Raw genomic sequence first — 19,121 nt, 5'->3', positions numbered from 1 at the left:
TTGGAAGGGCGATGAATATATGTTTAAACAATTCAAAATGATTATTGCCGTATTTGCTGTCTTATTTACGTTTATAGCAACACTAGGGTTACAAGATGCAAAAGCTGCTACACAACTAGCTGATGGAAAATATAATATTGCTTTTACTGTATGGAAAGGCGATAAAGATGAATCATCTAGAATGAATAGTTATTTTGAAAGTCCGGCAACATTAACAGTTAAAGATGGAAAACAATATGTTTCATTCAAAGTGAAAGATAGTACTTCTATTAAAAGTTTACAAGTAGAAAAAAATGGTCAATTCGTAGAAGCTACTGTGTTAAGTGAAAATACAAAAGAGAATACTAGAGTTGTAGAATTTGAAGTTGCTGACTTGTCAAAAAAACTAAATGGCAAGGTGAAAATTAATATCCCAATTATTAATTATAACGCTTCATATGATATTCGTTTTGTATTTGATGGGAACAGCATTAAATAATTGGAAATTTTTAAAAAAGGAGAGTCATTCTATTGAACAGGTATTTTAAAATTGTTGTTGCAATGTTTCTAACGATTTTCACATTCGTATCAACGCTACAACCACTTGCAGTTCAAGCTGCTAGTCAACTAGCTGACGGTGAATACTCAATCGGTTTCAAAGTTCTTAAAGACACATCAGATGAAGAATCTATGATGAATCAATACTCTGTAAGTCCAGGAACTTTAAAAGTGAAGAATGGGAAAAAGAAAGTATCCTTTACGTTAGAACATAGTTCATGGATTACAAAGTTTGAAACCGAAAAAAGTGGTCAGTTTGTTGCGACAAATGTAATTAGTGAAGATCAAGAAAAAGATACAAGAGTCGTAGAATTTGATGTGGACGATGTAGAGAAGGTATTAAATGCGAAAGTAAAAGTAGACATTGATTTTTTAAATTATCATCATGACTATGATGTACGTATTGCATTTGATCAAAATAGTATTACACCGATTCATGTAGAACAACCAAATGAAAAAGAGGACCCAGCTAATAAGCCAGATCCAAATGAAAATCCGGATCCGAGTCAGAAGCCCGACCAAAAGCCTGACCCAGATCAACAACCAAATTCTAACACAATTAAAGATGGAGAGTACAGCATTCCATTTAAAGTGTTAAAAGATCAAACAGATGAAGAATCTAAGATGAATACTTACATGGTAAATCCAGGGGTATTAAAAGTAGAAAACGGTAAGAAAAAAGCAATTGTAACGTTAAAAAATAGCTCATTAATTAAAAATTTCCAAACGGAAAAAGATGGCGCATTTGCTGATGCAAAAGTAGTGAGTGAAGATAAAGAAAAAGATACAAGAGTAGTAGAGTTTGAAGTAGACGATTTATCTAAAAAACTAAATACAAAAGTATTTATTGAAGTGGCATCACAAGGTTACAAGCAAACACATAATGTACAACTTTTATTTGAACAGGATAAACTTGAACAAATTAAAAATGAAGAGAAACAACCGGAAGTAGAAAAACCAGATACTGAAACAATTAAAGATGGAGAGTACAGCGTTCCGTTTAAAGTGTTAAAAGATCAAACAGATGAAGAATCTAAGATGAATACTTACATGGTAAATCCAGGGGTATTAAAAGTAGAAAATGGTAAGAAAAAAGCAATTGTAACACTAAAAAGTAGCTCATTAATTAAAAATTTCCAAACGGAAAAAGATGGTGCGTTTGTTGATGCAAAAGTAGTGAGTGAAGATAAAGAAAAAGATACAAGAGTAGTAGAGTTTGAAGTAAACGACTTATCTAAAAAACTAAATACAAAAGTATTTATCGAAATGGCATCAAGAAACTATAAGCAAACACATGATGTGCAACTTTTATTTGAACAAGATAAGCTTGAACAAATTAAAAATGAAGAGAAACCAGAAGTAGAAAAACCAGAAGTAGAGAAACCAGAAGTAGAGAAACCAGAAGTAGAGAAACCAGAAGTAGAGAAACCAGAAGTAGAGAAACCGGAAGTAGAGAAGCCAGAAGTAGAAAAACCAGATGCTGAAACAATTAAAGATGGCGAATACAGCATCAATTTTAAAACATTAAAAGATCAAACAGATGAAATATCAATGATGAACACATATACAAAAAGTCCAGGTGTGTTAAAAGTAAAAGATGGTAAGAAGTATGTATCATTTACGTTAACGAATAGCGCTTGGATTACAAAGTTTGAATTTGATAAAAATGGTTCGTTTGTTGATGCGAATGTATTAAGTGAAGATACGAAAGCTGATACACGTGTAGTAGAAGTGGAAGTAGCAGATTTATCGAAAAAATTAAACGCAAAAGTAAAAGTCGACATCGATTCAATGAATTATCATCATTTCTATGATATTCAATTTGCATTTGATAAAGATAGCATTAAACCGTTAGATAACCAAGGCGGAAATGATAACCAAGGCGGAAACAACAACCAAGGCGGAAACAACAACCAAGGCGGAAACGACAACCAAGGTGGAAACGACAACCAAGGCGGAAACGACAACCAAGGCGGAAACGACAACCAAGGCGGAAATGATAACCAAGGTGGAAACAACAACCAAGGCGGAAACGACAACCAAGGTGGAAACAACAACCAAGGCAATAATACAACAATTGATCCAAACGCTCTTAAAGACGGTGAATACAGCATTGGCTTTAAAGTATTAAAAGATCAAACAGATGAAATATCAATGATGAATACATACACAAAAAGCCCAGGTGTATTGAAAGTAAAAGATGGTAAGAAATATGTATCGTTTACATTAACAAATAGTACATGGATTACAAAGTTTGATTTTGAGAAGAATGGCTCGTTCGTTAATGCAAAAGTATTAAGTGAAAATAAAGAGCAAAATACAAGAGTAGTAGAAGTAGAAGTAAATGATTTGTCTAAAAAATTAAATGCAAAAGTAAAAGTAGATATTGATTCAATGAATTATCACCATTTCTACGATGTTCAATTTGTATTTGATCAAGATAGTATCAAAGCTTTAGGGAACCAAGGTGGAAACGATAACCAAGGCGGAAACGACAACCAAGGTGGAAACGATAACCAAGGCGGAAACGATAACCAAGGCGGAAATGACAATCAAGGTGGAAATAATACACCGAAAGTAATAGTTGATCCGAAAAATTTAGTAGATGGTCAATATGATATTACATTTAAAGTGTTAAAAAACAAAACAGAAGAACTTTCAAAGATGCATGACTATACTGTAAATCCAGCAAAATTAATCGTTAAAGATGGTAAAAAGTACATTGAGATGACGCTGAAAAATAGTGCGTGGATTACGAAATTCCAAACAGAAAACAATAGTCTTTTTGCTGATGCAAAAGTAGTAAGTGAAGATAAAAATGCAAATACGCGAGTAGTACAATTTGAAGTAGAAGATTTATTTAAAAAATTAAATGCAAAAGTGAAAGTAGACATTGATGAGATGAACTACCATCATTTCTACGATGTCCAAATTCAATTTGATACAAATAATATTGGTGCGTTAGGAACAATTAAAGAGGATCCAAAAAAAGATCCGAAAAATGATCCGAACAATCCAGTGATTACACCGAAAGTAGATAATGTAAAAAAAGTAGATAATCCTGATTTTAACCGAAATGCAGATGATAAGAAGAAAAAAGAAGATCAAAAAAATGATCCAAAAAAAGAGAAAAACTCAAAAACGGCAGATACAGCACAACTAGGTTTATACATGGTGCTATTGCTTGGGTCACTTGCTTTACTAGTTCGTAAATATAGAGCAGGAAGATTGTAATTTTTGGAGTCTTGATGCATGTTCGCATGCATCAAGACTTGTTTCATATTGTTTGGAAAGGAGTGGTGATTGAGAGTGAAGAAAATTGCTAGTGTACTAATGGCTATCATTCTATTAGTGAGTGTAGCTGGATGCTCGGCGCCCAAAAAAGAAGCAGCAAAACAGGTAAAGAGTGAGAGTAAAGAGAGAATTGTTGCAACGACAGTTGCTGTTACTGAAATTATGGATGCGTTAGAAGTAGATTTAATTGGTGTACCAACAAGTACTAAAGATTTACCAAAGAGATATAAAGGTTTACCTGAAGTTGGGAATCCGATGAGTCCTGATATGGAAAAGGTAAAATCATTAAAGCCGTCAGAAGTATTATCCGTGACAACACTTGAATATGAATTAAAGCCAGTTTTTGATGGTGTAGGTATGAAAGCAAACTTTTTAGATCTAACAAGTTTAAAAAATATGCAAAATTCCATTAGTAATTTAGGTAAGCAATATGGACGTGAAAAGCAGGCTGAAGCAGTTGTAACTAAGTTAGATAACAAGGTTGCAGAGATTCAAAAAGCAGTAAAGGGAAAGAAAGAACCGACAGTGCTTATTTTATTAGGTGTACCGGGGAGTTATTTAGTAGCAACAGAGTATTCTTACATTGGAGATTTAGTGAAACAATTAGGTGGTAAAAACATTGTACAAGGTGAACAAGTAGAGTATTTAGCTTCTAATACAGAGTATTTAAAAAAAGCTGATCCAGACATTATTTTACGAGCGGCACATGGTATGCCTGATGAAGTTGTAAAAATGTTTGATAAAGAATTTAAAACAAATGATATTTGGAAACACTTCGCTGCAGTTAAAAATAATCGTGTTTACGATTTAGAAGAGCGTTTATTTGGAACGACAGGAAATTTAGCAGCGACTGAAGCGCTAGATGAATTGAAAAAAATGATGTATCCGTGATGCATTTTAATATAAAGGAAGATTAGCATGAATAAAAAATTTTGGAGTTTCTTTATTGTTACTGTATTACTCATCATTATGACTTTGTTGTCAGCGACGAAAGGTAGTTTAGAAGTAGGTATTATTGACCTTGTACAAGGAATATTTACAGGGGCAAATGAAGATGTTGAAGTGATTAAAGATTTACGTTTCCCACGTATTATTATTGCACTATTTACTGGAGCAGCTCTTGCTGTTTCGGGCGTGCTCTTCCAAGCTGTCATGAAAAATCCACTTGCTGATGCTGGGGTAATCGGGATATCTTCAGGAGCAAGTTTTATGACACTTGTTATTATTACGCTATTCCCGCAATTCTTTTTCTGGACGCCGGTATTCGCCTTTCTAGGTGGTGCGTTTGCGTGTTATCTCGTTTATTCGTTTTCATGGAAATCAGGATTAAGTCCACTTCGCATTATTTTAATTGGTATTGCCATTAATGCGATGTTCACTGGATTAAATGAATCGTTCATTACGATTTGTGGATACTTCATTAAGAGTATTAAGCAAACGACGACTTCTAATATAACGATGAAGACGTGGGGCGATGTAGAAATAATGGTTATTTATGGAACAATTGGTCTTATTCTTGCACTGTTTGTCGGAGCTTGGTGTAACTTATTATCTCTACAAGATAAGACTGCAAAAAACTTAGGCTTGCACGTGACGAGAGTTCGTCTTATTATTTCTGCCATTGCAGTACTCTTAGCGGCAGTATCAACAGCAATTGCAGGTGTTATCGCTTTCGTAGGATTACTCGTTCCGCACATTTCAAGACAACTAGTTGGTTCAGACCATAAAGCATTAATTCCATTTTCTGCTCTTGCAGGGGCGTTATTAATTTTGACGGCGGATACGATTGGAAGGTTAATTGTGCCACCTAACGAAATTCCAGCAGCGACGATTATGGCAGTTATTGGTGGCCCATTCTTAATATTCTTGCTTAGAAAGAGTGATAAAGTTCATGGAAATTAAAAATGTAACCTTTTCGTACGATAATGTAACGGATCGATTAAAGTCGGTTAGTAGTGAAATAGAGATTGGTAAAATTACAACAATTATTGGACCAAACGGTTGCGGGAAATCAACATTACTTGGTGTGATGTCAAGAAATCACGATCCTCGTAGTGGAGAGGTAATACTTGATGGGAAGGCAATTAGCCAATATAAACCGAAAGAGTTTGCTAGAAAGTTAGCCGTTGTCCATCAACAAAATGAAGCACCGGCAGATATGACGGTAGAGAAATTAACAAGCTTTGGCCGTATGCCTCATAAAAATATATTTTCTTCGCAAACTGATGAAGATAGAGAAGCAATAGAAAGGGCTTTAGCATGTACGAATTTGCTAAGTAAACGTGATAAGGAAATTCATGCTTTATCTGGTGGAGAAAGACAGCGTGTTTGGATTGCCATGACGTTAGCTCAGAAGACGCCAATGCTCTTTTTAGATGAACCGACAACATATTTAGATATTTATTATCAACTTGAAATATTAGAGTTAGTAAAAGAATTAAATGAAGCACAAGGATTGACAATCGTTATGGTATTACACGATATTAATCAGGCGATTCGCTATAGTGATCATATCATTGTTATGAAAGACGGCGAAATTGTTACAAAAGGCAAGCCGAATGATGTTGTGACAGAAAGTATGATAAAGACGATATACGGTGTAGATGTCGTTGTAAAGCGAGATGAAGATACAGGATTGTATATGGTCCCAATGGGTATTTAAACATGCGAACAATCCGTTTTGAGGTGATAATTTGAGTAGCAAAAAAGAAAGGAAGAAGAATTCTTTTTTTCAACGAATACTTACAGTTGTTTTTTTAGGTACCTTTTTCTATTCAGTATATGAATTAGGTGATATTTTCATGGATTACTATGAAAATCGTAAAGTAATGGCCGAAGCACAAAACATTTATGAAAAAAGTCCGATGGAAGAGCAATCACAAGACGGGGAAGTGCGTAAACAGTTCAAAGTTCTGCAGCAAATTAACCAAGAAATAGTTGGATGGATTACGATGGATGATACACAAATTAATTATCCAATCGTTCAAGCAAAAGACAATGATTACTATTTATTTCGAAATTATAAAGGTGAAGATATGAGAGCAGGAAGCATTTTTATGGACTATCGTAATGATGTGAAATCTCAAAATCGAAATACTATTTTATATGGTCACCGTATGAAAGATGGTTCTATGTTTGGAAGTTTAAAGAAAATGTTGGATGAAGATTTCTTCATGTCGCATCGTAAATTATATTACGATACATTATTTGAAGGATATGATCTTGAAGTGTTTTCGGTGTATACAACAACAACTGATTTTTATTACATTGAAACGGATTTTAGTAGTGATATGGAATACACATCATTTTTGGAGAAAATTCAAGAAAAATCGCTGTACAAAACGGATACAAAAGTGACAGAAAGTGATCAAATCGTAACACTTTCGACGTGTGACTATGCACTTGATCCAGAAGCGGGAAGATTAGTAGTACATGCGAAACTAGTAAAAAGACATTAAATAAAAAAAGTATAGAATATGAGAAGTGGTAACACTCTTCATATTCTATACTTTAAAAAAGAAATATGCTTACTGTGCTGCAGCCATTGGCATACGTACAACTTTTACATCATAGTAAGCAATTTTATTATCAAGAATATAGTCTGGCATCCCGCCTTGATGTGAGTGAGCATCTTTAAATGCTGAGCTCTTTGTCCAACCTTGGAAATCTTCTTTTGCATTCCAGCGAGTGCTAATTGTTACTTCATCATAATCAACTGTATTTTGCGTTAAAAGAACTTCTAATCCTAAAAATCCTGACATTGTTTCGACTTTACCTACTTTATTAAAACGCTCAATTAATTTATGGCCATTTCCCTTTGTAATTTTAGTTGTATTTGTAACAATAATCATGTTTATTCCTCCTATAAATGTGTAGCCTTTATTTTCAAGAACTCATATACATTAAATGATAATGAAAATCATTATCATTGTCAATAGTAATTTTCATATAAATGTAGAATTAAGGATGAATTTACTATTATATAAATAATTTGACCATATAGTTAATGAAGTTATATATTATTAAAATAAAACAAAATAAGAAATATACACAAGCAAAGTATGGTTTATACCTTGCTTTCGCAATACTATGAACAAGGAGGGGATTATGGTCGAATCACTGTTACTTAGTATCGTTATTATTATTACACTAGGCATCGCCTCACAATGGACTGCATGGCGCTTCCAGCTCCCTGCTATTGTTGTTATGGCAGTTGCCGGATTATTAATTGGTCCAGTTTTCGGTATTATTAATCCAAAAGAGGTGCTTGGAGATGTTTTTAGTCCACTCGTATCACTTTCTGTTGCCATTATATTGTTTGAGGGTAGTTTAAGTTTAGATGTACGTGAACTGAGGGGACTATCAAAACCAGTATTTCGTATTGTTACGTTTGGTGCGTTTATTGCTTGGATTGCTGGCTCACTTGCAGCCCATTACGTCGCTGGATTAGATTGGGCGGTTGCATTTATTATTGGAGGACTTTTTATTGTGACAGGTCCAACTGTAATTATTCCGTTGTTACGCCAAGCACGATTAAAGCCAAGGACAGCTGCAATTTTAAAGTGGGAAGGGATTATCGTTGATCCGTTTGGAGCATTACTTGCTGTATTCGCCTTTCAAATTGTAAATTTCTTAACGAAAGAAAATGTACACTTACATACGTTACTATATTTCTTTGCAGGTTCGTTATTTGCAATGGTACTTGGGTATGCGTTTAGTATTTTTATGAGTTATATGATTTTAAAAGGGAAAGTACCAGAATATTTAAAGGCACCGATTTTGCTCGTTACGGTATTACTATGCTTCGGCATTGCAGATGAAGTCATGCATGAAACAGGTATGCTAGCCGTAACAGTAATGGGGATTACACTTGCACGGATGAAGAAATATATTTCTTCTATCGGTGATATTCGTCATTTTAACGAAAATATTTCCGTACTATTAACATCGACTGTTTTCATCATCTTAACAGCATCACTTCCAAGAACGACGATTATGGAGATTTTTAGCTGGCCTATTATTAGCTTCGTACTTATGATGATATTTGTTGTTCGTCCTTTATCAATTTGGGTATCGACAATCGGAACAGAGTTAACAAAATCAGAAAGGGCGCTAGTTGGTTGGATTGCGCCGCGAGGTATTGTTGCATTAACGGTTTCAAGTTACTTTGCGACGGAGTTATTACAAGAAGGGTATAAAGATGCTTCTATATTAACAGCACTTACATTTGCACTCGTAATTACGACCGTTTGTGCTCATGGATTTTCAATTGGATTTTTAGCAAAAAAATTAGGATTAGCCAATACACAGCCACCAGGTATTTTAATTTCAGGAGCTAGTACATTCTCAACTGCATTCGCTATGCATTGTAAAGAGATGGGGATTCCGAGCTTAATCGTAGATGTATCGGAAGAACATTTGCAATGCGCAAAGGTGAAAGGGCTTAATACATATAACGGCCAAGTACTCTCAGAGCAGTTGCAATTTGAAGTAGATATGAATCAGTATGAATACTTAATTTCAGTTACAGATACGGATTCTTACAATGTATTAGTCGCAAACACATATGTACCGCAGTTTGGACATCATAATACATTTTTACTTCCGATTCATGATGTGGAAAAGATTGAGCAAGAACGCATCTCTCTTTCGAAAAAAGCTCATTTACTGTTTGGTCAAAATGAAATTTATGAAGAGTTAGATAGAAAAATTGAAGAGGGTTATACATTTAAAACGATACAAGTTGAGGAAGAACAAAAAATTAATAAAGAAGAGAGCGATTCAGAGGATGTAATATTATTTATTCGTCACGATGATGGTAGTCTTACTTTTTCAACATTGTATAAATATATAGCGGTTATACCAGGAGATGAGCTAGTTGTACTAGCAAAGCAATAATATGGTATAGTGAAACGAGGCTTTTTTCAGTCTCGTTTTTTAAATGCTTCCTACTAATAGAAAGCATTCAAATGGAAAGGAAGACATTACATGCGATCTGAAGTAACTATAAAAATAAAACCGAAGTTTATAAAAGAAATTAAAGGTGGATATCCACTTATTTTAAAAGATGCAATTCAAAATTTAAATGATGTACGTGAAGAAGGGACAATCATCAACGTAGTGGATGAGAAGAACCAATTCATCGGAAAAGGCTATTATGGAAAACAAAATAAAGGATATGGATGGATTTTAACGAGAAAAGAGAAGGAGGAAGTGAATCAATCTTTCTTTGAAAGTAAAATCAAATCTGCTTTACATAAACGAAAAGATTTTTATAAATCAAATGATACAACAGCATTTCGTGCCCTGAATGGTGAAGGTGATGGCCTTGGCGGTTTAATCATCGATTATTATGACGGCTATTACGTAGTAAGCTGGTATAGTGAAGGGATTTATACTTTCCGAGATGAAATTATAGCAGCTCTTCAAAAAGTAGCAAATTTCAAAGGGATTTATGAGAAAAAGCGTTTTGATACGAAAGGGAAATACATTGAAGGTGATGATTTCGTCGCAGGAGAGCGCGGTGAGTTCCCACTTATCGTAAAAGAGAACGGTGTAAACTTTGCTGTATATTTAAATGACGGGGCGATGGTTGGTGTGTTTTTAGATCAGCGTAACGTTCGAAAACAAATTCGTGATAAATATGCAAAAGGAAGAACGGTTCTAAATATGTTCTCTTATACTGGGGCTTTCTCTGTATTTGCAGCGCTTGGCGGAGCGAGTAAAACAACGAGTGTGGACCTTGCAAATCGTAGTTTAAGTAAAACGATTGAGCAGTTTAGTGTAAATGAAATTGATTATGAAGCACAAGATATTATTGTAGAAGATGTATTTCTGTATTTCAAATATGCAGCTAAGAAAAAGATGAAATTTGATATGGTTGTACTTGATCCCCCAAGCTTTGCACGCTCGAAAAAATATACGTTCAGTGCGGCGAAAGATTATAAAAACTTATTAAAAGAAACAATTGCGATTACAGAAAATAACGGTATTATCGTTGCTTCTACAAATTGTAGCGCATTCGATATGAAAAAGTTTAATGGCTTTATCGATACAGCATTTAAAGAAATGAACGGTAAATATAAAATATTAGAAGAACATTCTTTACCAGAAGATTTCCGTACAATTGATCAATTTAAAGAGGGAGACTATTTAAAAGTAGTTTTCATCGAAAAAATTAAAGGTTAATGAAAATAAGAAAAGGAGCTCAAGTTTAAATGAGCTCCTTTTCTTATTGAATGATATTTTGGACTCTGCCAACTTGCCCGTCCTGCAATCGTACTTTAATGCCGTGCGGATGAGAGGGTGAGTTAGTTAAAATATCTTTTACAATTCCTCTTGTTAGCTTGCCTGTACGTTGATCTTGTTTTAATACAATATCAACTTCAAGGCCTGATGAAATGTTAGATCGTTTTTGCCCGTTCATTTATACACCTGTACGTCTACGTTGGTTGTTTGTTTTCTTCGTTTGTTGGTTTTGTAATTTTTTCGTTTCTTGACTTTGACTTCCATTATTTGAGCCGTTTCCATTTCCTTGCTTTTTCTTTGCAAGTTGTTCGCGCATTAAATCAGCTAAGCTTACTTTTTTGTTTTCTGACATGATAAGTCTCCTTTATATAAAGTTAATTATGAACAATAGTAGTGAATTTCATCATATCATTGTTAGGGAAGGAAGGGAAGTTGGTTTGAAAATTCATATAATTCTTTCCAGTATTCATTCGTTACGATACAATTAAAATGTTAATGTTTGTAAAAAAAAGGGGATAGAAATATGTCACATCATATTTTATTAGTTGAAGATGATATCTCAATTCAGGAGATGGTTGAAACATATTTAGTAAAAGAAGGTTTTCAAGTTACAATCGCATCTGATGGAGAAGAAGGAGTTAACGCATTTTTAAAAGGTTCATTTGATTTGATTATCCTCGATATTATGATGCCAAAGTTAGATGGCTTAGAGGTTGTGCGAATCATTCGAGAAAAAAGTGCCGTTCCGATTTTAATGATGTCAGCGAAAGATACAGATGTTGATAAAGCTGTTGGATTAGGACTTGGAGCAGATGATTACATTTGTAAGCCATTTTCTATGATTGAATTGGCTGCACGTGTAAAAGCGGGGATTCGGAGGTCTACGAAATATTCGGCTACAGAAACAACAGAAAAGAGGATTCAGATTGGTGATTTAACAATCGATCCAATTAATTTTACGGTTGAAAAAAATGGGAAGCATCTCAAACTTACGTTAAAAGAATTTGAGATTTTAAAACTGTTCTTAAAGAATCAAAATCGTGTATTTACAAAAGCACAAATATATACGTTAGTTTGGAATGAAGAGTATTACGGTGACGATAACGTTATTAATGTTCATATGAGAAGATTACGTGAGAAAATTGAAAGTGATCCATCTAATCCAGAATATATTAAAACATTATGGGGCATCGGCTATAAGTTGGAAGTGATGTAGTATGGTTGTATTTTTAACAGTGGTGATTATTATATTGCTTATCGTTATTTATGTGCAATATAAAATTAGAAAAAATAGTAGTAGGAATTTACGCCACACGTATGAGAAGTTAAATCGAATTGTAAAAGAACAAACTGGTGAGAAGCTATTAATTATGACAGATGATCTAGAATTGCAAAAGTTATTAGTGGCGATTAATCATTTATTAGATGCAAAACAGAAAACGAATGCAGATCATGCGAAAGTGGAAATTTCGATGAGAAAAATGCTTTCAAATATTTCACATGATTTGAAAACACCACTAACAGTTATTCTTGGATATACCGAAATGTTAAATAAGGATAAAACGATAAATGAGGAAGAGCAGCAAATATTACTCGAAAAGGTGCATGTAAAAACACTAGAAGTGATGGAACTGATTCATAAGTTTTTTGATTTAGCAAAATTAGAATCCGGTGACAAAGCAATCGAGATGACAAAAGTAAATATGAATGAAGTTTGCCGCGAGAAGATTTTATCTTTTTATGATTTAGTGACGACGAAAGGATTTCAAGTTCATATTGATATACCAGAAAGAAATATATTTGCACTTGGAAATGTAGAAGTATTAGGTAGAGTATTGAATAATTTAATATCCAATGCAATTACATATGGAGACGATGGAAAGACACTTGGTGTGACGTTAAGAGATGATGAAACGAGTGTGTATATAGATGTATGGGATACAGGAAAAGGAATTGATGAATCTCATATTGATAAAGTGTTTGAGCGTATGTACACACTTGAAGATTCCAGAAATAGATTGTACCAAGGGAGCGGTTTAGGGTTAACGATTACGAAAAGACTTGTGGAAGCGATGGATGGAAAAATACATCTTTCTAGTAAGCCGTATGAAAAAACAATTTTTACTGTTGTATTAAAAAAGATGCTGTTTTAGCTTGTAGAGAAGTAGATTCTACAAGCTTTTTTTCAGCGTAAGGAATTTGTAAGGAACGGGTAAGAAAAAAGAGAATTCCGTTGTCTATTATAGAAGTATAAGGTAGTGCGAAAGGAGATAGTGACATGACATATATATTAAAAACGAATCAGTTAACGAAAGTGTTTAAAGGGAAAGAAGTAATTTCTAGCGTTAACATGCATGTGAAAAAAGGTGAGATATATGGTTTCTTAGGACCGAATGGTGCAGGTAAAACAACGATTATGAAAATGATTACAAACTTAATAAAACCGACGAGCGGTGATATTGAAATTTTTGGTGAGAAGCTAACGGATACATCTTATGAATTGTTAAAGCGCATGGGGACAATTATCGAATATCCAATTTTTTATGATAAATTAACGGCGAAGGAAAACCTAGAATTACATTGTGAATATATGGGGTATTACGATAAAAACGCAATTGATCATGCTTTACATTTAGTGAAGCTGCACGGTATAGATGATAAAAAAGTAAAAGATTTTTCATTAGGGATGAAGCAAAGACTTGGTATTGCAAGGGCGATTATGACGAAGCCAGAATTACTCATTTTAGATGAGCCAATTAACGGATTAGATCCAATTGGTATTAAAGAATTAAGAGATTTATTTAAAATGCTTTGCAAAGAATATGGTATTACGTTATTAGTCTCTAGTCATATTTTAGGCGAGATGGAACTAATGGCAGATACAATCGGTATGATTCAAAATGGAAAGCTAATAAAAGAAGTTTCAATGAAGAGTATTAACGGAAAACAAACAGAGTACATTGAAATTACTGTTCCTGATGTGAAGCGTGCAGCTTATATTTTAGAAGATAAACTCGCTATAAAAAATTACAAAATAATGAGTGGAAACATGATTCGTGTGTATGAATTGAAGGCGACGCAGCAAGCCATTTCAAAAGCACTCATTATGAACGATGTAGAAATTGAAAGTATTAATAAGAAACATAGTTCTTTAGAGGAGTATTTCTTATATGTAATGGATGGAGAGGGCATTCATGCTTAATGGATTGTTAGTGAATATAGTAAGTGGATTGATCGTAATGTTCATAAGTGGGATTTTATATTATAGAAAACCTGAGCGGAAATGGATTTTAATTTTATTAGTGATAGGAATGTTAAGCGTAGTTACTGCTGGAATTAGAATGTTAGTAGCGTAGAGGCAGTTATATAAGGAATGGAGGCATGGTTTACATGTTTAAATTAATGAAGCTTGAATGGAAGAAACATCAATTATCTAGTTATTTTAAAAGTGTAGCAATTTGTATTATAGCAATTTTCACCGTAGTAAACCTCATGGCGTTGGGAGCGAAAGACGAGGTAGATGGGCTATTCTCTGACTTCACGCAACAAATGGTTTTAATAAACACTGTTATTAGGATAACATTCATTATTTTTAGTTCGGTCATTTTATCACGTTTAATAATTGATGAGTATAAGAACAAAACAATACAACTATTGTTTATGTACCCACTGCAAAGAAAAATGCTAATGAGGGCGAAATTAACAATTGTTTTTTGTTTTTGTTTTGTGAGCACGATTATCGCTACTTTCAGTATTAGTTTACTCGTATATTTTGTGAGTCCAATGATGGGGCTGATTGAAACGCCAGCTACGATAGGTGAAATAATAGCTATCGTTCCAGCTACTTTTATAAATGCATTTATGATATCTGGTATAAGTTTAATTCCTTTATTTTTTGGGATGAGAAAGAAATCGACACCGACAACAATTACTTCTGCAGTAATAATTGGGATGCTAATTAGTAGTAACTTTGGTTCTGGAAACGGTCAAGTAAGTATGTTTAATTTTATCGCTATCCCAATAGTGCTCTGTTTATTAGGGATTTTTATTAGTTATCTTTCATATCGTAAAATCGACAAGATTGATGTGGCGTGAAGCAAGCTTAAAACAACAACGAACTGGGGTATGAATAGTGGAAAAAATAATAGTAATTGCAATTTTAAGTTAATTTAAGTGGCTTACATGAAAGGAGGACTATCATGCTACGTCTTATGAAGCTAGAATTGAGGAAGTTTAAGCTTGGATGGTATGTGAAGAGAGCGGTTATTGCAAATATCGTTATACTGGCACTACTAATCTTCGTTAGTATCGTTGCTCAAATAGAAGGGGATCCAAAAATAAGGGATCCGCAGATAATTTTGTCGATGGCTAGTGCGTTAGTAAGAGCAACATTTATTATTTTTGGTGGCGTACTAATAGCCAAGTTAATAATTGATGAATATAAAAGTAAAACAATACTACTCATGTTTTCTTATCCAATTAACCGAAAGAAAATGATGGTTAGTAAGTTGGCTATTACAGCGACATTAACATTTATAACAGTTATTTTATCGAACATTTTAGTAGTAGGAATTTTCTTTGGGATAGATAGTTATTTTTCAATTCTTCCTAATTCATTCACAGTAGATCAATTGATTCAAGAAGGGATAAATCTTATTCCTTTAGCCATTGCCACGGCAGGAATAAGCTTAATTCCTCTATATTTCGGGATGCGTAAACGTTCTGTGCCAGCTACAATCGTTTCTTCTATTATCGTTGTATTAATCGCAATTAATAACCCGCCCATATTTCCTATAGCGACGTTTCTTCCTCTTCAATTCACATTTGCAGCGATTGGAGTTGCGATTGCATATTACGGAATTAAAAATATAGAGAAGGAAGATATAACAGTATGACAAGAATACGTAAAAAAGAGTTGGCGTTATACCAACTCTTTTTTGTATATGTATGCTTCGTTACTACTCTGTAAATTTATAGTGTTTGCTTAAATACTCTTGCACTCCTGGAGAAATGTTAAAGTTATTAGAACCTTTATATTCGATAGTAAACTCTCCATCTTCAATTGTTTCAAAGGCGATTGCATAGCTATCCATTTTAGAATCGTAAGAAGTATTTTTGACTTCTGCATCTAGATCAAAGTATTTTGTAATATATTCTTTTGATTCCGTAACTGCTGTTTGTTTTCCCCAAGGGGTACCATAACTTGTGAAATAAAGAGATACACCGATAACTCCAATGATAGAAGTTAGTAAGAGAGTTCTTATTGTTATTTTTTTGTTTTTTGTATTCAATTTAGTTCCCTCCAATTAATATGAATTTATCTTAACGTATTTTCTCATAAAATACCATTTAGTAGAAAATAGTTTCACATGAAACAAGTTACAGAAAAAGACAAGGTGCATAAACACCTTGTCTTTTTCTGTCGTTACATTTGGGGAGCTTCCATTCCAGTAGCAGCCCATTCTTCTTTTTCAGGACCATAAACGCCAGGGACTGTTAAGCCAGCTTGACGCATTAAAACAGTCATCTGTCCGCGGTGGTGATTTTGATGATTGATGAGTGTCATTAAAAATATAGAATTCGGCATAGGACGACCAAAGAAGTTATTAATAGTAGCTAAGTCTTTATCAGTCCACTCACTTTGAAGTGCTTCAATAAAAGCCGTATTCACTTTGCGATACCCATCTGCAATTGTTTTTGCTGAAGTTGGTACAGGATAATCTTTCGTTTCTCCTTCAAACTTAAGTCCTGTCCCTGATAGCATAATAGGAAGTGCTGTAACGATATGCCAAGCGACTCTCCCTAAAGTCCAGTGCCCAGGTGCAATTTCTTGTGATAAAGATTCATCGGTTAATGCATCGAGCATCTTCTGAGTAGACTCAGCCTCGTATGTCCATGATGTTAAAAAATCTTCAATAGTTTGGTACATAGTTATCCCTCCTGTTTTTCGCTCGTATATTAAATTCGTGAGAGATAATATAATCCCTGTTTCATAAGCGATACTTAATTAAGCATTGCTACAATATAAAAATAATTAGAGAATATTTGTAAAAGTGTCAGAAAACCGCTCTATTCATTCGTATATATAATGAATAGAGAATGGAGTAAAGAGTGGTGATAAGGGTGAAGGATATAGAAATAGTAGAAGGTCTTCGAAAACAAGACATGTTAGCGTTACATACAGTCATTGATCAATATGGAGATTTAATTTATAAGGTGGTTCATAGTGTTTTAGATACGGCACAGAGTAAGGTGCTAGTGGATGAATGTGTTGACGATATTTTATTAATCGTTTGGTACAACATTAATAGTTATGATGAAAATCGTGGGAAGTTTAGAAATTGGCTTATATCTGTTGCGAAATTTAAAGCCATTGATTATAAACGAAAAAGTAATAAGGTCTATCAATTACAAGAGTTTCAGCAAGACATATATGTAGAAGGAAAAAATGTTAATTTAAAAAAAGAAGAGCTAGATTGTAATTTTTTCATTTTGATTAAAGAATTGAACGAAGAAGATAAGAAAATTTTTATAAAAAGGTATTTAGATGAATATAGTGTACAAGAAATAGCGCTTGAGTTCGGTATGACACGAGATACGGTGTATAGCAGGCTTTCAAGAGGGAGAAAAAAATTGAAGAAGATGTTGGGAGGGAATAGGGATGAATAAAGAAAAGTTCCTTCAGGAATTAAATAATTTGCAGTATAGTGATGATTTTGTAGATGACGATATAAATGATGAAAAAATAGATGAAAAGAAAATAAATCGTACAAAAGAAGTTGTAACAAAAAAAATTTTAATGAAACGATGTCATGAGGTTGTAAAAGAAGGATTACAGGGAAGTGAAGAGATTTTATATAGTATGTTTGCTGAAAATCCTCGCGTGAAAAATTGGCAGACAGGAACAGCGATGAGCTTAGGGGTAGGCGTTCTTGCAATGAACTTCGGTATTAATAATATGCTAATCGTTACAAATGAACGATTGTACGTGTTTTTTGTCGATCGTTATTATAATGACGTTGATCTAAAGGTATGTTTATTAAATGAAATAGCTTCTATGAAAACAATATTAGACCGTAAAGGTGGAAGTGAATTTCTGTATATAAAGTATAAAAATAATAGAGAATACGTATTGTTAGGAAACGCTGATGATTACAGAGAGCTATTTCAAATAGTAGGTGGATTGAAAATGGCAAGCGGAATAGAACTAAGGTTACAGGATAAGAAATTAAAGAGACAGTTAACTTTAAAACGAAGTGTGTTTAATATAATCATGTATTCAATTGTTATATACTTTATTTACAAAGCTTATATTAATTTTATCCCGCATTAACGGACAGTAAAACCCCCACTGATTAAAGCTTCGCTTTTGCATCTGCAAAGTGATCGTTATTGCTTGTTGATGGATCAAACATAACTGTTGGTGCAATTTGCTCTAATTCATTTTTAATAGCTTTACTACGGAATGAAGCTATGATAATTAAATCTGGTTTTAGACGGCTGATTTCCTCTAAGTTTGGTTGTTGAAGTGTCCCAACATCTACAACATCCTTACTCGGTTTTGTTTCTGTATTTACCCATGTATTATAATTCTTAATGTCTGCCATCCATACTGGCTGAACACCAAGTGCTAATAAGTCTTCTGAATATCCCCACTCAAGTACAACAACTTTTTTCGCTGATTTATCTAACTTCGTTTCCCCTTCAGCGTGTTTAATTGTTATAGCTTGATTTGTATTGTCCGCTTTTGTTTCTTTTTTCTCCTTTTTTTGTTGTTTGTATCTGATATACGATTTATACAAATTTTAATATATTGTATTGAAGTGCATACGTGTATCAAGGTTGAAGGAGCTGAAATTCCTTTAATGAGGAAGGCGAAAGTACAAGCGAAGGGAGAGCGTATTGCATGTAATATTTATTAGAATGTAAGGAAAAAAACTTTGTTTATAAAAGGTTTGTTCCAGAGCGGGTAGTTGATAAGGAAAATAAAAACTGATTTTTATTAGAAAGATATTTTTAATTAGTGGGCTTACTTAAAAAAT

General features: G+C 33.7%; 21 protein-coding genes and 1 pseudogene. 16 read left to right on the top strand and 6 right to left on the bottom strand.

Annotated elements, in window-relative coordinates:
• Nucleotides 1-19: 19 nt before the first annotated feature.
• From MHH59_RS22665 to srtB, 6 genes are all read left to right on the top strand, one after another.
• Nucleotides 20-478, top strand: coding sequence for an NEAT domain-containing protein (locus MHH59_RS22665; protein WP_002167601.1), 459 nt, complete (start codon nucleotides 20-22; stop codon nucleotides 476-478).
• 32 nt (nucleotides 479-510) lie between these two features.
• Nucleotides 511-3,771 carry an NEAT domain-containing protein gene (locus MHH59_RS22660; protein WP_340852386.1) on the top strand — a complete coding sequence of 1,087 codons (3,261 nt, stop codon included), beginning with the start codon at nucleotides 511-513 and terminating at the stop codon, nucleotides 3,769-3,771.
• A gap of 69 nt (nucleotides 3,772-3,840) precedes the next feature.
• Nucleotides 3,841-4,722, top strand: coding sequence for a heme ABC transporter substrate-binding protein IsdE (isdE, locus tag MHH59_RS22655; RefSeq protein ID WP_002165009.1), 882 nt, complete (start codon nucleotides 3,841-3,843; stop codon nucleotides 4,720-4,722).
• A 27-nt stretch (nucleotides 4,723-4,749) separates the two neighbouring features.
• A complete protein-coding gene (locus tag MHH59_RS22650) occupies nucleotides 4,750-5,733 on the top strand; it encodes a FecCD family ABC transporter permease (RefSeq protein WP_002015421.1) in 984 nt (327 codons plus the stop codon).
• A complete protein-coding gene (locus tag MHH59_RS22645) occupies nucleotides 5,723-6,493 on the top strand; it encodes an ABC transporter ATP-binding protein (RefSeq protein WP_002165010.1) in 771 nt (256 codons plus the stop codon). The genes MHH59_RS22650 and MHH59_RS22645 overlap by 11 nt, the downstream gene beginning before the upstream one ends.
• 31 nt (nucleotides 6,494-6,524) lie before the next feature.
• Nucleotides 6,525-7,289 carry a class B sortase gene (gene srtB, locus MHH59_RS22640; protein WP_078177704.1) on the top strand — a complete coding sequence of 255 codons (765 nt, stop codon included), beginning with the start codon at nucleotides 6,525-6,527 and terminating at the stop codon, nucleotides 7,287-7,289.
• A 69-nt stretch (nucleotides 7,290-7,358) separates the two neighbouring features.
• Here srtB and isdG read toward each other — a convergent pair whose 3' ends face one another.
• Nucleotides 7,359-7,682 (bottom strand): heme oxygenase, encoded by a 324-nt coding sequence (isdG, locus tag MHH59_RS22635; protein WP_002015426.1) that lies wholly within the window; start codon nucleotides 7,680-7,682, stop codon nucleotides 7,359-7,361.
• A gap of 256 nt (nucleotides 7,683-7,938) precedes the next feature.
• Here isdG and MHH59_RS22630 point away from each other — a divergent pair, with 256 nt between their 5' ends.
• Nucleotides 7,939-9,729, top strand: a complete 1,791-nt coding sequence (locus tag MHH59_RS22630; protein ID WP_002165011.1) for a cation:proton antiporter — start codon at nucleotides 7,939-7,941, stop codon at nucleotides 9,727-9,729.
• 90 nt (nucleotides 9,730-9,819) lie between these two features.
• A complete protein-coding gene (locus tag MHH59_RS22625) occupies nucleotides 9,820-11,019 on the top strand; it encodes a class I SAM-dependent rRNA methyltransferase (protein ID WP_002015430.1) in 1,200 nt (399 codons plus the stop codon).
• A 43-nt stretch (nucleotides 11,020-11,062) separates the two neighbouring features.
• On the opposite strand, the gene MHH59_RS22620 is transcribed toward MHH59_RS22625, so the two are convergent.
• On the bottom strand, nucleotides 11,063-11,257 hold the full coding sequence (locus tag MHH59_RS22620; protein ID WP_001014315.1) for a YwbE family protein: 195 nt from the start codon (nucleotides 11,255-11,257) through the stop codon (nucleotides 11,063-11,065).
• On the bottom strand, nucleotides 11,258-11,431 hold the full coding sequence (locus MHH59_RS22615; RefSeq protein ID WP_002015431.1) for a hypothetical protein: 174 nt from the start codon (nucleotides 11,429-11,431) through the stop codon (nucleotides 11,258-11,260).
• Between the two features lie 171 nt (nucleotides 11,432-11,602).
• Between MHH59_RS22615 and MHH59_RS22610 the strand changes: the two genes are divergently transcribed.
• The 6 genes from MHH59_RS22610 to MHH59_RS22585 all read left to right on the top strand — a co-directional run bounded on the left by MHH59_RS22610 (nucleotide 11,603) and on the right by MHH59_RS22585 (nucleotide 15,974).
• Nucleotides 11,603-12,295, top strand: coding sequence for a response regulator transcription factor (locus MHH59_RS22610; protein WP_002015432.1), 693 nt, complete (start codon nucleotides 11,603-11,605; stop codon nucleotides 12,293-12,295).
• 1 nt (nucleotide 12,296) lies between these two features.
• Nucleotides 12,297-13,232, top strand: coding sequence for a HAMP domain-containing histidine kinase (locus MHH59_RS22605; RefSeq protein WP_002015433.1), 936 nt, complete (start codon nucleotides 12,297-12,299; stop codon nucleotides 13,230-13,232).
• A 125-nt stretch (nucleotides 13,233-13,357) separates the two neighbouring features.
• Nucleotides 13,358-14,281, top strand: a complete 924-nt coding sequence (locus MHH59_RS22600; protein WP_078213680.1) for an ABC transporter ATP-binding protein — start codon at nucleotides 13,358-13,360, stop codon at nucleotides 14,279-14,281.
• On the top strand, nucleotides 14,274-14,435 hold the full coding sequence (locus tag MHH59_RS22595; protein ID WP_002143307.1) for a hypothetical protein: 162 nt from the start codon (nucleotides 14,274-14,276) through the stop codon (nucleotides 14,433-14,435). Before MHH59_RS22600 ends, MHH59_RS22595 begins: the two co-directional genes overlap by 8 nt.
• A 34-nt stretch (nucleotides 14,436-14,469) precedes the next feature.
• On the top strand, nucleotides 14,470-15,174 hold the full coding sequence (locus tag MHH59_RS22590) for an ABC transporter permease (protein WP_002165013.1): 705 nt from the start codon (nucleotides 14,470-14,472) through the stop codon (nucleotides 15,172-15,174).
• Nucleotides 15,175-15,278: 104 nt separating this feature from the next.
• Complete coding sequence (locus MHH59_RS22585; RefSeq protein ID WP_088037951.1) at nucleotides 15,279-15,974, top strand: ABC transporter permease; 696 nt, start codon at nucleotides 15,279-15,281, stop codon at nucleotides 15,972-15,974.
• A 63-nt stretch (nucleotides 15,975-16,037) separates the two neighbouring features.
• Here MHH59_RS22585 and MHH59_RS22580 read toward each other — a convergent pair whose 3' ends face one another.
• A complete protein-coding gene (locus MHH59_RS22580) occupies nucleotides 16,038-16,370 on the bottom strand; it encodes a YfjL-like protein (RefSeq protein WP_002165015.1) in 333 nt (110 codons plus the stop codon).
• A 134-nt stretch (nucleotides 16,371-16,504) separates the two neighbouring features.
• Complete coding sequence (locus tag MHH59_RS22575; RefSeq protein ID WP_340852371.1) at nucleotides 16,505-17,008, bottom strand: DinB family protein; 504 nt, start codon at nucleotides 17,006-17,008, stop codon at nucleotides 16,505-16,507.
• A gap of 185 nt (nucleotides 17,009-17,193) precedes the next feature.
• On the opposite strand from MHH59_RS22575, the gene MHH59_RS22570 reads away from it, so the two are divergent.
• Both MHH59_RS22570 and MHH59_RS22565 read left to right on the top strand, forming a co-directional pair.
• The gene (locus MHH59_RS22570) at nucleotides 17,194-17,748 is read left to right on the top strand and encodes a sigma-70 family RNA polymerase sigma factor (protein WP_002165016.1); all 555 of its coding nucleotides are present in this window, start codon (nucleotides 17,194-17,196) and stop codon (nucleotides 17,746-17,748) included.
• Nucleotides 17,741-18,412 carry a hypothetical protein gene (locus MHH59_RS22565; protein ID WP_002165017.1) on the top strand — a complete coding sequence of 224 codons (672 nt, stop codon included), beginning with the start codon at nucleotides 17,741-17,743 and terminating at the stop codon, nucleotides 18,410-18,412. Before MHH59_RS22570 ends, MHH59_RS22565 begins: the two co-directional genes overlap by 8 nt.
• A 40-nt stretch (nucleotides 18,413-18,452) precedes the next feature.
• On the opposite strand, the pseudogene MHH59_RS22560 reads toward MHH59_RS22565, so the two are convergent.
• Nucleotides 18,453-18,881, bottom strand: a pseudogene (locus MHH59_RS22560) (ABC transporter substrate-binding protein); the annotation flags it as partial.
• Between the last annotated feature and the right edge of the window lie 240 nt (nucleotides 18,882-19,121).

This window comes from Bacillus sp. FSL E2-0195, assembly GCF_038003645.1.
Classification (GTDB): Bacteria; Bacillota; Bacilli; order Bacillales; family Bacillaceae_G; genus Bacillus_A; species Bacillus_A mycoides.
Note: the sequence above shows the minus strand (reverse complement) of the source record. Positions and strands in the feature narration are given on the sequence as shown.